At 69.2% G+C, this 15,283-nt stretch carries 15 protein-coding genes; all 15 read left to right on the plus strand.

Annotation, left to right across the window (positions count from 1 at the left end):
- The first annotated feature begins 8 nt into the window (after positions 1 to 8).
- The 15 genes from LRA87_RS17375 to LRA87_RS17445 are packed head-to-tail and all read left to right on the plus strand — an operon-like array spanning position 9 to position 15,167.
- Positions 9 to 1,961: a TonB-dependent receptor plug domain-containing protein gene (locus LRA87_RS17375; protein ID WP_230782058.1), complete on the plus strand. Its 1,953-nt coding sequence runs from the start codon at positions 9 to 11 to the stop codon at positions 1,959 to 1,961.
- Positions 1,961 to 2,935 carry an aminotransferase class I/II-fold pyridoxal phosphate-dependent enzyme gene (locus tag LRA87_RS17380; protein ID WP_230782061.1) on the plus strand — a complete coding sequence of 325 codons (975 nt, stop codon included), beginning with the start codon at positions 1,961 to 1,963 and terminating at the stop codon, positions 2,933 to 2,935. The genes LRA87_RS17375 and LRA87_RS17380 overlap by 1 nt, the downstream gene beginning before the upstream one ends.
- Positions 2,932 to 3,534: a cob(I)yrinic acid a,c-diamide adenosyltransferase gene (gene cobO / locus LRA87_RS17385; protein WP_230782062.1), complete on the plus strand. Its 603-nt coding sequence runs from the start codon at positions 2,932 to 2,934 to the stop codon at positions 3,532 to 3,534. The genes LRA87_RS17380 and cobO overlap by 4 nt, the downstream gene beginning before the upstream one ends.
- Positions 3,531 to 4,343: an ABC transporter substrate-binding protein gene (locus LRA87_RS17390; RefSeq protein ID WP_230782065.1), complete on the plus strand. Its 813-nt coding sequence runs from the start codon at positions 3,531 to 3,533 to the stop codon at positions 4,341 to 4,343. The genes cobO and LRA87_RS17390 overlap by 4 nt, the downstream gene beginning before the upstream one ends.
- Positions 4,340 to 5,302, plus strand: a complete 963-nt coding sequence (locus LRA87_RS17395; protein WP_230782067.1) for a FecCD family ABC transporter permease — start codon at positions 4,340 to 4,342, stop codon at positions 5,300 to 5,302. The genes LRA87_RS17390 and LRA87_RS17395 overlap by 4 nt, the downstream gene beginning before the upstream one ends.
- Positions 5,299 to 6,069: an ABC transporter ATP-binding protein gene (locus tag LRA87_RS17400; RefSeq protein WP_230782069.1), complete on the plus strand. Its 771-nt coding sequence runs from the start codon at positions 5,299 to 5,301 to the stop codon at positions 6,067 to 6,069. The genes LRA87_RS17395 and LRA87_RS17400 overlap by 4 nt, the downstream gene beginning before the upstream one ends.
- Positions 6,066 to 6,977, plus strand: a complete 912-nt coding sequence (cbiB, locus tag LRA87_RS17405) for an adenosylcobinamide-phosphate synthase CbiB (protein WP_230782079.1) — start codon at positions 6,066 to 6,068, stop codon at positions 6,975 to 6,977. The genes LRA87_RS17400 and cbiB overlap by 4 nt, the downstream gene beginning before the upstream one ends.
- Positions 6,965 to 8,425 carry a cobyric acid synthase gene (locus tag LRA87_RS17410; RefSeq protein WP_230782081.1) on the plus strand — a complete coding sequence of 487 codons (1,461 nt, stop codon included), beginning with the start codon at positions 6,965 to 6,967 and terminating at the stop codon, positions 8,423 to 8,425. The genes cbiB and LRA87_RS17410 overlap by 13 nt, the downstream gene beginning before the upstream one ends.
- Positions 8,422 to 9,441: a nicotinate-nucleotide--dimethylbenzimidazole phosphoribosyltransferase gene (cobT, locus tag LRA87_RS17415; protein ID WP_230782083.1), complete on the plus strand. Its 1,020-nt coding sequence runs from the start codon at positions 8,422 to 8,424 to the stop codon at positions 9,439 to 9,441. Before LRA87_RS17410 ends, cobT begins: the two co-directional genes overlap by 4 nt.
- Entirely contained in the window at positions 9,441 to 10,211 is a 771-nt protein-coding gene (locus LRA87_RS17420; RefSeq protein ID WP_230782086.1) for an adenosylcobinamide-GDP ribazoletransferase, read from the plus strand. The genes cobT and LRA87_RS17420 overlap by 1 nt, the downstream gene beginning before the upstream one ends.
- The gene (locus LRA87_RS17425; protein WP_230782088.1) at positions 10,208 to 10,780 is read left to right on the plus strand and encodes a histidine phosphatase family protein; all 573 of its coding nucleotides are present in this window, start codon (positions 10,208 to 10,210) and stop codon (positions 10,778 to 10,780) included. Before LRA87_RS17420 ends, LRA87_RS17425 begins: the two co-directional genes overlap by 4 nt.
- Before the next feature lie 28 nt (positions 10,781 to 10,808).
- A complete protein-coding gene (locus tag LRA87_RS17430; protein WP_230782090.1) occupies positions 10,809 to 11,525 on the plus strand; it encodes a phosphocholine cytidylyltransferase family protein in 717 nt (238 codons plus the stop codon).
- A complete protein-coding gene (locus tag LRA87_RS17435; RefSeq protein ID WP_230782094.1) occupies positions 11,522 to 12,634 on the plus strand; it encodes a CDP-glycerol glycerophosphotransferase family protein in 1,113 nt (370 codons plus the stop codon). Before LRA87_RS17430 ends, LRA87_RS17435 begins: the two co-directional genes overlap by 4 nt.
- 47 nt (positions 12,635 to 12,681) lie before the next feature.
- Positions 12,682 to 13,812 (plus strand): CDP-alcohol phosphatidyltransferase family protein, encoded by a 1,131-nt coding sequence (locus LRA87_RS17440; protein WP_230782097.1) that lies wholly within the window; start codon positions 12,682 to 12,684, stop codon positions 13,810 to 13,812.
- A complete protein-coding gene (locus LRA87_RS17445) occupies positions 13,809 to 15,167 on the plus strand; it encodes a lipopolysaccharide biosynthesis protein (protein WP_230782099.1) in 1,359 nt (452 codons plus the stop codon). The genes LRA87_RS17440 and LRA87_RS17445 overlap by 4 nt, the downstream gene beginning before the upstream one ends.
- Positions 15,168 to 15,283: the final 116 nt, after the last annotated feature.

The following is a 15,283-nucleotide window of genomic DNA, read 5'->3' on the forward strand; positions in this document are numbered from 1 at the left end:
GACTCACCGTGAAGAATTATGCCTGTCTGATCCTGTTGCCGTGCATCGCCGCCGCAACCCCGTCATTCGCCCAGACCATTCCGACCGCCAGGAGCGCCCAGTCCACGGGCGGGCTGGCGCAGGCCGCCGAGGCGGACGAGTCCATCGTCGTCACCGCTAATCGCGCGGCGCGGCCTGCTTCCACCGTCGGCCAGTCTGTTACCGTCTTGGACGAAGAGACGATCCGCACGCGTCAGGCGGTGGTTGTGTCCGACCTGCTGCGCCAGACGCCCGGCGTCACCGTGGTGCGCAACGGCGGCGCGGGCACCGCCACATCGGTCAACATCCGTGGCGCGGACAGCGACCAGACGGTCGCGCTGATCGACGGCATCAAGCTGAACGATCCGTCCTCGCCCGGTGGCGGCTTCAACTTCGGCAATCTGCTGGTCGGAAACATCAGCCGGATCGAGGTGCTGCGCGGCGCGCAATCGGTGTTGTGGGGCAGCCAGGCGATCGGCGGCGTCGTCAACCTGATCACCCGCCCGCCGACCGAGCAGCTCAGCGTCAACGCTCGCGCCGAAGGCGGCTGGCACGACACCGGTCAGGCGTTCGCCAACGTATCGGGCAAGGCCGGGCCGGTGTCCGCCAGCCTGGGCGGCGGCTATTTCACCAGCGACGGCGTCTCGACCTACGCCCTCGGCAAGGAGCGTGACGGGTTCCGCAACTATGCCGCCAACGGCAGCCTCGGTATCGACCTGATGCAGAATGTGTCGATCGACCTGCGTGGTTTCTACAGCAACGGGCGGACCGATATTGACGGCTTCCCCGCGCCGCGCTTCACGTTCGGCGACACCCGCGAATATGGCGATAACGAACAATGGGTCGGCTATGCCGGCCTGAATGCCGCGTTGTTCGACGGCCGTTTCCGCAATCGCTTCGGCTATGCGCACACCGACACCGATCGCCGCAACATCGATCCCGAGGGTATCCCGACCGAGACGTTCCGCGGCATCGGTCGCAACGACCGGCTGGAATATCAGGGGACGGTAGACCTCGATTCGGCGGTGTTCGCGACCTTCGGGGCGGAGCGGGAGGTGTCGCGCTTCTCGACGTCGAGCTTCGGGGGGCCGGTGACCCGTGGTCGCGCGCGCATCTTCAGCGTCTATGGCCAGTTGGCGGTGACGCCGATCGCCGGACTGACCGCGACCGGCGGCGTGCGCCACGATGACCACAATATCTTCGGCGGCGAGACGACCTTCTCGGGTAGCGGCGTCTATTCGCCCAACGGCGGCGCGACGGCATTCCGGGCCAGCTATTCGGAAGGGTTCAAGGCACCGACGCTGTACCAGTTGCAGAGCGAATACGGCAATGCGCGGCTCGATCCCGAACGGTCGAAGGGCTGGGACGCGGGTGTGACGCAGCGGGCGCTGGATGGCGCGGTGGAAGTGGGCGCGACCTATTTTCGGCGGACGTCGACCGACCTCATCACGTTCGTGTCGTGCACCGCGCCATTGACCGGCATCTGCGCGGGTAGGCCGAACGGCACCTACGGCAACATCGCGCGCACGCGGGCGCAAGGGGTCGAGGCGACGCTGACGTTGCGCCCGGTCGAGGCGCTGACCTTCGCAGCTAGCTACACCTATCTCGATGCGAAGAACCGGTCGACCGGCACCGCGAACTTCGGCCGCGATCTGGCGCGGCGGCCAGACAGCAGCGTGACGGTGAACGCCGATTATCGCTGGCCGTTCGGGCTGACCACGGGGGCGACGATCACCGCGATCGGCGACAGTTTCGACAATGCGTCGAACGCGCGCCGGCTGGACGGCTATGTCGTCACCGACGTCCGCGCCGCATTCCCGGTCACCCGGAACATCGAGGTCTATGGCCGGATCGAGAACGCGTTCGATGCGCGTTACCAGACGATCTATCAATATGGTCAGCCCGGCCGCGGTGCGTTCGGCGGCGTGCGGCTGACCTATTGATGATCGACGCCAGCGCCCTTGCCACCTTCTGCGCGCATGGCGGGCGGGTGGCGGAGGCGCGCGTGCTGTTCGGCGGCGACGACTGGCTCGACCTGTCCACCGGCATCGCGCCCTGGGCGTGGCCGGTCGGGGACGTGCCGCTGCACTTCGATCGCCTGCCCGAACCGGGGGGGATCGCCGCACTGGAAGCGGCGGCGGCGCAGGCGTTCGGGGTCGCCGACCCGGCGCAGGTGGTCGCAGTGCCAGGAACGGATATGGCGATGCGGCTGCTTGCCCCGCTGCTGGCGGTGGAGCGGCCCGCGGTGGTGCAGCCCGGTTATGCGGGCCACCGTGCCGCGTGGCCGGACGCTACCCCCGTCGTGACGCCGGACGTCGTGACGGATCACGATCTGCTGGTGCTGGCCAATCCCGCCAATCCGGATGGCCGGGTCGTCGGTCGCGACACCCTGTTGGCGCTCGCTGCGCGGCTGACGATCGTCGTGGACGAAGCCTATGCCGATCCCGCCGGTGGCCTCTGCGATCGGGCGAACGACCGGCTGATCGTGCTGCGATCGTTCGGCAAATTCTATGGCCTGCCCGGGGTGCGGCTGGGGTTCGTCGTCACCGGCGGGAACCTTGGCGGTCGATTGCGGGCGATGCTGGGCGACTGGCCCGTGTCGTCGGCGGCGGTCGCCATCGGCACCACGGCCTATCATGACGCGGCGTGGCGGCGGGCGCAGCAAGCACGCATCGACGAGACGGGTGCGTTGCTCGACCGCCTGCTCGATGGTGCCGGTCTGGGCATCGTCGGCAGCGCGCCGTTGTTCCGCCTGATCGCCTGCGAAAGCGCCATCGATCTGTTTGATCTGCTCGCGCGCCATGCCATCCTGACCCGGCCGTTTGCCGATCGCGACGACCGGTTGCGGATCGCTCTGCCGCGCGGTGCGGCGGGACTGACCCGACTGGCCGCCGCCCTCGAGGAGTTTCGTCGATGACCGAAGATCATGCCCGTCACAACGCCCGCATGGCGCGCGTCGCCGCGGCGCGCGAGAAGATGCAAGCCCGCCGCACGCTCGAGCGCGGGCTGCTGATCGTCCACACCGGCAACGGCAAGGGCAAGTCGTCCTCCGCGTTCGGAATGGCGATCAGGAGCATCGGCTGGGGCCTGAAGGTCGCGATCCTGCAATACGTCAAGGGCAAGTGGGAGACGGGGGAGCGCAACTTCTTCGACGTGCATCCCGAACTGGCGACGTTCGAGGTGATGGGCGAAGGTTTCACCTGGGACACGCAGGACCGCGCGCTCGACATCGCCGCGGCGCAGGCTGCGTGGGAGCGATCGAAGGCGATGATCCTCGATCCGGACGTGGATTTCGTCATCCTCGACGAACTCAACATCGTACTGCGCGACGATACGCTGCCCATCGCCGAGATCGTCACGTTCCTGAAGGAGCGGCCGCTGACCAAGCATATCTGCATCACCGGCCGCAACGCCAAGCCGGAATTGCTGGAGATCGCCGACCTGATCACCGACTTCACCGAGGTGAAGCATCCCTACAAGGCCGGGTTCAAGGCGCAGAAGGGGGTCGAATATTGATCCGACGACTTGCATTGGCGATTGCGCTGTTGCCGCTCGTGTCGGCGGCACCGCTGCCGCGGATGCCACGGATCGTGTCGATCAACCCGTGTATCGATGCGGTGCTGATGCAGGTTGCCGACCGCGCGCAGATCGCCGGGATCAGCCATTATTCGCAGGACCCGCGCGCGACGTCGATCCCGCTGGCGCTGGCGCGGCGGTTCCGCGCGACGTCGGGGACGGCGGAAGAGGTGGTGGCGCTCGCCCCCGACATGGTCATCACCGGGCCGCACGTCGAACCCGCGACGCTCGCCGCGCTCAAGCGGATGGGCATCGCGATCGTGCAATATCCGGTGCCGGATTCGGTCGAGGAGAGCGAGGCGCAGGTGCGCGACATCGCGCGGGTCGCCGGTCATTCGGCGCGGGGCGAGGCGCTCGCCCGGCGTATCGCGGTGGCGGCGCGGCCGGTGGCGGGTGCGACGGTGCCGGCGTTGATCTGGCAATCAGGCGGGCTGGTGCCGGGGGCGGGAACGCTGTCCGACGACCTGCTGCGCCGCGCCGGTTTCCGCAACATGAGCGCGGTCTATGGCCTGAAGAAATGGGATGTGCTGCCGTTGGAATATCTGATCGCCAGGCCGCCGCGCGTGCTGCTGTCGATGGGCGCGGCCGAGGTGGGGGAGGATCGCGTGACCGCGCATCCGGCGGTGAAGCGGCTGGGCCAGCGGATCGCGATCGCGCCCTATCCTACGCGGCTGATGAATTGCGGCGGGCCGACGATCATCGCGGCGATGACGCGGCTGCGTGCCATCCGCAAAGGCTATGGCGTATGAGCCGGCTCAACCTTCTACTGCTGGTCGGCGTGGTCATCGTCGCCGCGCTGTCGGTAGCGTCGGGCAAGGTGTGGGTGCCGCTGGATGCGTGGACGGCGGCCGATCCGCGATCGATCATCATGGTCGAATTGCGTTTGCCACGCACCGTGCTGGCGTTGCTGGTGGGGGCGGCGCTGGGGCTGTCGGGGGCGGTGATGCAGGGGTATCTGCGTAATCCGCTCGCCGATCCCGGGCTGTTCGGCGTGTCGTCCGGCGCGGCGCTGGGCGCCGTGCTGGCGCTGTATTTCGGCTATGCCGCGCAGCTGTGGCTGCTGCCTGGTTTCGCGCTGCTCGGCTCGGCGGGGACGATGGCGTTGCTGGCGGTGATTGCCGGACGATCGGGCAGCCTGATCCTGTTCACGCTGGCGGGGATGATCCTGACGAGCATCACCGGATCGCTCACCAGCCTGGCGATCAGTCTTGCGCCGACGCCGTTCGTCTCGTCGCAGATCGTGACGTGGCTGCTCGGCGCGCTGACCGACCGTAGCTGGGACGACGTCAAGGTCGCGCTGCCGCTGATCGTGATAGGTGCGGCCCTGCTGGCGACGACGGCACGTGCGCTGGATGCGCTGACGCTGGGCGAACAGGCGGCGCGGTCGATGGGCGTCGATCCGGGGCGGCTGCAATATGTCGTCATCGCCGGCATCGCGCTGACCGTCGGCGCATCGGTGGCGTCGGCGGGGGTGATCGGCTTCGTCGGGCTGATGGTGCCGCACCTCGTCCGGCCGCTGGCGGGCAACCGGCCTTCCGCTATCCTGCTGCCCTCCGCACTCGGCGGCGCGCTGTTGCTGACGCTGGCGGATAGCCTCGTGCGGCTCGCGCCAACGGTCAGCGAACTGCGACTCGGAATAGCGATGTCGATGCTGGGCGGGCCGTTCTTCATGTATTTGTTATTCCGCATGCGCCGGAGGCTCGCATGAGCGTGCTCGCTGCCGAAGCGATCGGCCTGTCGCTGGGCGGCAATCGCATACTCGACGACGTCAGCTTCGCCTTCCGGCGCGGACGGGTGACGGCGCTGCTCGGTGCGAACGGTGCCGGCAAGAGCACGTTGCTCGCCTGTCTCGCGGCGTTGCGGCAGCCGGACAGCGGCCGTGCGACGCTGGACGGGCGCGACGTGCAGACGATCGACCGGCGCGAGCGGGCACGGGCGATCGGGCTGCTGCCGCAGGCGGCCGACGTGCATTGGGATGTCGATGTCGCGACGCTGGTCGGGCTCGGCCGGTTTCCGCATCGCGGGCGCTGGGGCGAGACGGATGCCGACCGCGCAGCGGTGGCGCGCGCGCTGGCGGCAACGGACATGACCGCACTGGCGGATCGCGGCGTGGAGCGATTGTCGGGCGGTGAACGCGGCCGGGCGCTGCTGGCGCGGGTGCTGGCGGGGGAGCCGGACTGGCTGCTCGCCGACGAGCCGCTCGCCAGCCTCGATCCCGCGCACCAGCTCGATGTGCTCGCGCGGTTGCGCGGCGTGGCGGCGGCGGGCGGCGGCGTGGTGCTGGTGCTGCACGACCTGCATCTGGCGGCGCGGGTTGCGGACGATGCGGTGCTGCTGCGCCATGGTCGCGTCATCGCCGCCGGTCCCGCCGACGCGGTGCTGACCGCGCCGCTGATCGCCGAAGCCTATGGCGTCGAGGTCGAGATCGGCACCACCCCCGCCGGGCAGCGATTCATTCTGCCGATCGCACGGTGAACCATGCCGCGCTCCTGCTGCCCATGCTGATCGCGGAGGCGGCGCTGGGCTATCCGCGCCGCTGGCCGCATCCCGTGATGGCAGTGGGTGCGCTGATTGGCCGGGTGGAGCGGTCGTGGAACCGGGGGAGCAGGTCGCTACGTCGTGCGGGTGGGATCGGCCTGCTAGTGCTGCTGGTCGCGCTTTCGGTTCTGTCGGGTCGTAGTATCGAAGGGCTTGCGGGATCGGGCTGGGGCCTGATCGCCGTCGTCGCGATCGGCACCACCGGCCTCGCGCAGCGCAGCTTGTACGATCACGTTGCCGCCGTGCTCGGCCCGCTCGCGAACCGCAACCTGCCCGCCGCACGGCAGGCCGTGGCGATGATCGTCGGCCGCGACACCGCGAGGCTGGATGAGGCGGGCATCGCCACCGCCGCGATCGAGAGCCTGGCCGAGAGCTTCTGCGACGGCGTCGTCGCGCCGGCCTTCTGGTTCGTCGTCGCCGGACTGCCTGGCCTGTTCGCAGCGAAGGCGATCAACACCGCAGATTCGATGGTCGGGCACCGCACGCCGGAGCTGCGCTGGTTCGGCTGGGCTTCGGCGCGAGCGGACGATGTCGTCAACTGGTTGCCCGCGCGCCTGTCCGGCATGCTGGTGTGCCTTGCGGGGGGTGGCGGGTGGCGGGTGATGTTGCGCGACGCGCGCCATCATGCCTCGCCCAATGGCGGCTGGCCCGAAGCGGCGATGGCGGGCGCGCTCGTCTGCCGGCTTGGCGGTCCGGTGCGCTATGACGGCGAACCGTCGCCGCGGGCATGGCTTGGCGAGGGGCGCGCACCCGATGCGGGTGACTTGGGCGAGGCGCTGCGTGTGTATCGTCGCGCGTGTCTGTTGCTCTGGCTGCTGGTCGGGGGCCTCGCATGCCTGCCGTGATGCTGCAGGGGACGGGATCGGACGTCGGCAAGTCCGTGCTGGTCGCGGGCCTGTGTCGCGCCTTTGCCAATCGCGGGCTGACCGTCCGGCCGTTCAAGCCGCAGAACATGTCGAACAACGCGGCGGTGACTGCCGATGGCGGCGAGATCGGTCGGGCGCAGGCGTTGCAGGCGATCGCAGCGCGGGTCGATCCGACCGTCGACATGAACCCGGTGCTGCTGAAGCCGCAGAGCGACCGTACGTCCCAGCTGGTCGTCGCGGGTAAGGCGCGCGGTACGATGCGGGCGGGCGATTACTGGCGGCGCAAGCCCGCGCTGCTGGGCGAGGTGCTGGATGCCTATCATCGTTTGTCTGCGCAGGCCGATATCGTCGTGGTCGAGGGGGCGGGGTCGCCGGCGGAGATCAACCTGCGCGGTAACGACATCGCTAACATGGGCTTCGCGCGCGCAGCGAACGTACCGGTGGTGCTGGTCGGCGACATCGACCGCGGCGGCGTGATCGCGGCGCTGGTCGGCACGCAGGCGGTGATCGATCCGGCAGACGCGGCGATGATCCGCGGCTTCATCGTCAACAAGTTCCGTGGCGACCTGTCGCTGTTCGACGACGGCCTGTCTGCGATCGTCGCGCGCACCGGCTGGCAGAACATCGGCGTGGTGCCCTGGCTCGCCGACGCAGCCCGCCTGCCGGCCGAGGATGCGGTGGCGCTCGGTCGCGATACCGGGGCGGGCGAGGGGCCGCTGATCGCAGTGCCGATGTTGTCGCGGATCGCGAATTTCGACGATTTCGACGCGCTGGCGCATGAACCCGCCGTACGGCTGGCGATGATCCCGCCGGGGCAGCCGTTACCCGGCGATGCGGCTCTGATCGTGCTGCCGGGCACCAAGGCGACGATTTCCGATCTGGCGTTCTTTCGGGCGCAGGGCTGGGACGTGGATCTCGCCGCGCATGTCCGGCGCGATGGGCGCGTGCTGGGTATCTGCGGCGGTTATCAGATGCTCGGCCGGACGATCGCCGACCCCGACGGGATCGAGGGCAGCGCCGGCAGTGTCGCCGGGCTGGGCCTGTTGCCGATCGATACGGTGATCGGTGCCGCGAAGCAGACGCGGCAGGTCGACGGCGGCTTCGTCGGTGTGGACACCCCTTTCCGCGGCTATGAAATCCATGCCGGCATCACGACGGTGGATGCGGACGTCCCGCCCCTGCTGCGCTTTGCAGACGGCCGTACTGACGGGACCACGGCGGCCGGCGGGCGGATCGCAGGCTGCTACGTCCACGGCCTGTTCGACCGGGCCGAAGCGCGCGGCCATCTGCTGGCCCGACTCGGCACCACATCCGACGGAGTGGAGCGCGGCGATGTCATCGACGCCGCGCTCGATGGCATCGCCAGGATTCTGGAGCAGGTGCTCGATCTCGACGCGATGATACGATTCTCAAGGGAGGCGGGATGATCGACGAAGCCAGTATCTGGGCGCATCTCGACGCGCTCGCCAAGCCGCACCGCAGCCTTGGCCGGCTGGAGGCGATCGCCGTGCGATTGGCGATGACGCAGCAGCGGGTCGACCCGCGCACGCGTCCGCGGCGGATCGTGCTGTTCGCGGGGGACCATGGCTGTGTAGCGGACGGTGTGTCGGCCTGGCCTTCGGCGGTTACCGGCATGATGGTCGGGACGATCCTTGCTGGCCGTGCGACCAGCAACGCACTGGCCGGGGTGCACGACTGCCCGTTGCGGCTGGTCGATGTCGGCGTAGCCGCCGATCGCCCGGTCGACCCGCCACCCTTCTATCGGAATGCGCGGATCGCGGCCGGCACGGCCAGCCTCGCGCATAGCCCTGCGATGGACGCGGAACGGTTCGCCGCCGCCTGGGCGATCGGTACGGACGAGGCCGATCGTGCGGTGGACGAGGGTGCGGCTGTGCTGATCGCCGGCGAGATGGGGATCGGCAATACCACCCCAGCCGCGGCATTGACCATGCTGCTGACCGATGCCTCCGCCGCGGATGCGGTTGGTCGCGGGGCGGGTGCTGACGATGCGATGCTGTCGCACAAGACGCGGATCGTGGCGGACGCCGCGAACCGCGCGCGGGCGCTGCTGGTGGAGGATCCGGCGGCCGCAATCGCTGCGGTCGCCGGGTATGAGATCGCTGCGATGGCGGGATTCTTCGCGCGCGGCGCCGCGCGCGGCGTGACGCTGCTGCTGGACGGCTATGTCGCCACCGCCGCTGCGCTGATCGCCGAACGGCTCGCTCCCGGTACGGCGCGGGCGATGATCGCCGGCCACCGGTCTGCCGAACCCGGTCATGCCGCCGCGCTGCAAAGGCTGGGGCTGGAGCCGCTGCTCGACTGGGGCATGCGGCTCGGCGAGGGGAGCGGTGCGCTGGTGGCGTTGCCGTTGCTCGACTCCGCCGCGGCCTTGCTGCGCGACGTTGCGCGGCTCGACGCGATCGGAGCGGAGCGGGCCGACTGATGCGCGCGCCGGGCTGGGCGCCGCCGCTGCTGGCGGTGCAATTCCTGACGCGCGTGCCGGTGCCGCTATTGTCACGGCTGACGAAGGCGCAAGCCGACGACGGGCTGGCGCGGGCGATGGCGTGGTTGCCGCTGGTGGGCACGCTGATCGGCGCGGGCACCGCGGCGGTGTTCGTGTCGGCGAGTACGATCTGGCCGCCGATCGTCGCCGCATTGCTGGCGCTGGCGGTCGAGGCGCTGCTGACGGGCGCGTTCCACGAGGATGCGGTCGCCGATTTCTGCGACGCGTTCGGCGGCACCGCCCGCGGCGAGATGGCGCTGCGCATCATGCACGACAGCCGGATCGGCAGCTACGGCACCCTCGGCCTCGGGCTGGCCGTGGGATTGCGGCTGGCGGCGATCGTCGCGCTGCCCGCGGACATCGCGGTGGCGGCGATCGTCGGCGCGGCGACGTTCGGGCGGTTATGGGCGGTCCTGCTTGCCACCATCCTGCCGCCACCGTTGGACGCCGGCGGAATTTCGGCGCGGCTGGGCCGCGGCGTACCGTGGTTGAGGACGGCGGCGGCGCTGGCTTTAAGCATACCGGGCGTGTTGCCGCTGCTTCTGTTGCAGCCGGCGGCGCTGGCGATCGGTGTGGGAGCCGGGCTGCTGTTCCTGTGGTGGCTGACGCGATTCCTGCGCGGTCGCATCGGCGGCAGCACCGGCGATTGCCTGGGCTTTGCCGCATATATGGGGCAGCTGGCGGTGTTGCTGGCGGCCGGCACGGCGTGAGCGCGACCGTGCTGCTGATCCGCCATCCGCCGGTGGCGAAGGCGTGGGCGGGGCGATGTTACGGGCGTTCGGATATGGGCTTGAGCCGCGAGGGGATGGCGATCGGCCGCAGTCTCGCTGGCCGGTTTCCCGCCGGCACGGTCGACGCGATTGTACATTCCGGCGCCATTCGGACGCGTCGTCTCGCACTGGCGATCGCGGCGCAGGCCGGCGTATCGGCACAAGCCGATCCGGGCTGGCTCGAACGCGATTTCGCCAACTGGGAAGGGCGGCGATGGCAGGCGATCTGGCGCGAAACCGGCGACCTGATGGATCGGATGATGACCGATCCATCAGGCTTCCGACCGGGCAACGGCGAGACGGGGCAGGAACTGGCGCAGCGGGCATGGGCCGCCTGGGATCGCCTGCCGATGGACGGCACGACGCTGGTGGTTGCGCATGGCGGATCGATCGCGGCGATCCGCGCCCGCTACGCGGGTGCATCGCTGGAGCGGATGATAGATTTCGTGCCCCGCTGCGGCGACGTGGTGGTGATCCCGCGCCGGACCGGTTGCGATCCGCTGGGCTAACCGCGACGACGCGGTTAAAAGCGGGATCATGCAAGCTGTAATCCTCAGCGCGGGCATCGGCTCGCGCTTGCTGCCGCTGACGCGCGAAATCCCCAAATGCCTCGTTGAGGTCGGCGGACGCAGCATCCTCGACCACCAGCTCGACGCGCTGCACGCCGCGGGGATCGAGCGGGCGGTAATCGTCGGCGGCTATCGCTATCGCCAGATCGGGGCGCATCTGGCCGTTGCCCGCCCGCCGGTGCCGGTGCGGCTGATCTTCAACCCCTTCTGGTCGGTGGCGAGCAGTATCGGCAGCGTCTGGATGGCGCGCGACCTGCTGGGCGATCCGTTCTGCCTGATGAACGGCGATACCGTGTTCGCGGCCGACCTGATCGCCGCGGCAGTGGCGGTCCCGGGCGATGGCGTCGGGCTGCTGGTCGAGCCGCTGCATGTCGCGGCGGTCGACGACATGCTGGTGACCGTCGCCAACGGCCAGATCTGTTCGGTCGCGAAAGAGTTGCCGCTCGATGTCGCGACGCATCGCTCGCTCGGGGTGATCGTGTCGAACGGCGGCAACTCCTATGTCCGTGCGCTGGAAAGCGTCATTGCGCGACCGGGCGGGCTCAACGCCTTCCATCATGCCGTGATCGCCGAACTCGCGAGCTATGCGCCGGTACGGGCGGTGGTCGCGGGCGAGGGCGCGTGGCAGGAGATCGACCAGCCGGAGGATATCGCTGCCTGGACAGGGCAGGGGCGGGCCGGATGACGGCGGACGTCGCCTTCCTGTTTCTGGGCGAGACCTTGCTGATCCCCCATCTCTACCCGGTGCTGGATGCGCTGACGCAGGCGGCGCCACAGCGGCCCGTCGACGTATGGGTGGCGACGTCGATGCATCGCGATCTGATCGGCGGCTGGCTGGGGGATCGTCCCAACGTGCGGCTGCGCCGGGCACCGGGGTTCCGCGATCTCGATGCATGGCCCGCCGGTCGCAACCCGCCCTTGCCTGCAAAACTACCGCTGCTGGCACGGCTCGCGCCGCGGTTGATGGGCACGCGAGTGGTGGTGTCGGCGGAACAGACCAGCCTGTGGATTCCCACGCTACTGCCGCTGCGCAGCCGGTTCGTAAACATCCTGCATGGCGCGGGATCGATGATGAACCGTGACGATCGGCGACGCAGGGCGGCGGTGCTGACCATCGTCGCGGCCGAACGTGAACGCGATGCGCTGGCCGCGCATGGCGTCGATCCGGCACGGATCGCGGTCGTCGGTTACGTCAAGTCGGGGTTCCGCCAGCGGACGCATGCTGCGCTCGCCTTTGCCGCGGATCGACCGGTCGTCCTCTACGCACCGCACTGGCAACGGCATCGTTCCTCGTGGTGGGCGTGGGGCGAGGAGGCGGTGCGACGTGTGACGGCGACGGGCCGCTACAATCTGATCTTCGCTCCTCACCAGCGGCTGGTCGAAAAGGCGCCGGACGTCCGCGCATTCGCGGCCGGACTGGCAGGTCGGAACGACGTGCACGTCGATCTCGACAGTTTCGCGATGGTCGACGGCAGCTACACCGCGGCGGCGGACCTGTATCTGGGCGATACGTCGAGCCAGGTCGTCGAATTCCTGATGCGGCCGCGACCGTGTGTGTTCCTCGATCCCGCCGCCGTCGCGTGGCAGGGGGATCCGAGCTATGCGATGTGGGCGGCCGGTGAGGTGGTGACCACGATCGACGCCATGATGCCGGCGCTGGATCGCGCGACGGCGCGGCATTCCGGCTTCGTTGCGGCGCAGGAGGCGTTCGCGGCGGCGTCGCTGGGCGCCAGCGACGGCGTGGCACCGGACCGGGCGGCGGCGGCGATCCTGCGGCTGCTCGCGACCAGTTGAACGCTGGCGACTATCCCGATCGCATCGGCGACGCTATCGGGCCGGACATGACCGTGCCCGTTCCCGCCCCGCGCCCGATCGTGATCGCGATCGGAGACAATCCGACGCCGATCTGGGGGATGACCGTAGCGGAACGGCTGCGGCGGCTGGCAGCGGCGCGCAAATTGCCGCTGGCGGGCGATGCCGATGCGGCGGGGGCGCTGCTCGTCAATCTCGCGTTCGCGTTCGACCCTGCGTGGGTGCCGTACCTCGTCGCGCGACCGGGCACGGTAGTGACGCGGGGCGGCGTGCCCGTACTTGCGCACATCCTCGACGCCGCCGATCGCGCACGCGTCGCTGCGGCGATGGAGGCGAACGGGCCGCTGGAGCCGGGCACGCTGACGGTGATCCCGGCAGAGGCGGAGGACGGCATCTTCAACGAGGCGCTGCGAAAGCGGGAGCGTCCGTTTGCGGAGCGGCTGGAACCTGCCAGCGTGCCGGCGATCGAACGCGCCAGCTACACCGGCGCGTATAAGGGCGTCACCGATCTGCTGACCAAATATCTGTGGCCGGAATGGGCGTTGTGGATCACGCGGCTGTGCGCGCGGGCCGGCATCTCACCCAATCAGGTCACGGCGCTGGGTTCGGTGCTGTGCATCGTCGCGACCGTGGCGTTCTGGTACGGCTGGTTCTGGAGCGGGCTGGCGGTCGGGCTGCTGTTCATGGTCCTCGACACCGTCGACGGAAAGCTGGCGCGGTGCACGATCACCTCGTCCGCGCTCGGCAATGCCTGGGATCATGGCGTTGACCTGATCCACCCGCCGTTCTGGTGGTGGGCATGGGCGACGGGATGTGCCGCCTATGGCAGGCCGCTCGATCACGACATCTTCGTCGCAGTGATCGCCGCGATGCTGTTCGGCTATGTCGCGCAGCGCTTGATCGAGGGCGCTTTCATCGCGCGGTTCGCAATGCACATCCACGTGTGGGAGCGGTTCGACAGCCGGTTCCGCCTGATCACCGCGCGCCGCAACCCGAACATGGTGCTGCTGTTCGCCTTGCTGCTGGTCGGTCGCCCCGACTGGGGCATCGTCGCGGTGGCGATGTGGACGATGCTGTCGCTCCTCGTCCACCTGATTCGCCTGTTCCAGGCGATGGCCGTCGCCAGGCGGGGGCAGAGGATCGTCAGCTGGCTGGCATGAGTCCCGACGCCACGAAGACCGGCCTGTTCCAGGGCGGTCCGATGCGCGCCATCGCGCGGAACCTGGGCTGGATGCTCGCCAGCCGCGGCGTGCTCGCCGTACTGAGCCTCGTCTATCTCGCGATCGTCACGCGAACGCTGGGGGTCAACGGCTTCGGCCGGTTCGCGCTGATCACCGGTGCGTCACAGGCGCTCGCCACCGTGGTCGGGTTCCAGACGTGGCAGATCATCGTCCGCTACGGCACGCAGCATCTGGGCGCTGCCGATCGCGATCCCGGCCAGAAGGACAGCGATGCCTTGCGGCTGGCGCGGCTGTTCAAGGCGTGCGGATTGCTCGATCTGGCGAGCGCGGTGGTCGGCGTGATCCTGGCGGCGATCATCATCCGGACGTGGGGCGAGGCGCTGGGGGTCCGGCCCGTCCACGCGCGTGCGACCATGCTGTTCACCCTGGCACAACTGCTGTCGATCCGGTCGACTCCGCTGGGCATTCTGCGCCTGCGCGACCGGTTCTCGTTCGCGGCGGCGGCGGACAGCGTCACCCCGGTGATGCGGCTGGTGGGCGCGGTCGGGGCGGCGGTGTTCCTGCCCAGCGTCACCGGTTTCCTGATCGCCTGGGGCCTTGCCGAGGTGCTGACCGCCGCCGCATACTGGGCGGCGCTCGCCCGTACCGGTGACCTCAAGCTGCTGTTCGCCCGCGGCATCGGCGTGCGCGACGTGGTGGTCGATCATCCGGGTATCGTCCGCTTCTCGCTCGCCACCAACGCCAGCTCTTCGCTCGGTCTGTCGAGCAAGCAGATCCCGCTGCTGCTGGTCGGCGGCACCGTCGGCACCGCGTCGGCGGGCGCGTTCCGGCTGGCGCTGCAACTGGCGCAGGCGCTGACCAAGGTGTCGCAATTGCTGGCCCGCGCGGCCTTTCCGGAGATCGTTCGTGCCGTCGCCGCCGGCGGGCTGGCACGGGTGCGGCAGATGATCATGCGATCGTTCCTGATGGCTTCGGTCGTCGCGGCATTCGCCTTCCTGATCGTCGTGCTGTTCGGACATCCGGTGCTGACGTTGATGGGGGGCAAGGAATTCGGCCGCGCCTATCCGATCCTGTTGTGGCTGGCCGCCGCCGGATGCGTCGATCTGGTCACCGTCGGGTTCGAGCCCTTGCTGCTCGCCGCCAACCGGATCGGCGCGACGTTCATCGCCCGATTGGTCGGGATCGTCGTACTATTCGGCGTCAGCTTCTGGCTCAGCCCGTCGCTGGGCGTCATCGGCATCGGTGTCGCCGTGCTGGCCAACGCGTTGATCGTCGCGATCATGCTCGGGGTCGCCACGCGCGCATTGCTCACGCGGTCTGCCGGGGCCGCCTGAACTTGGGCGAAGCGCGCATTTCGGCGAAATCATACTAAAATGCGTCAATTTTCTTGCTGGGGCCGTAATCCTGCCCATATTCTCGCCTGTGACAGTTCGGTGAAGGACTTGTGACG

It is taken from the genome of Sphingomonas sp. Leaf37 (genome assembly GCF_920939475.1).
Lineage (GTDB): Bacteria > Pseudomonadota > Alphaproteobacteria > Sphingomonadales > Sphingomonadaceae > Sphingomonas.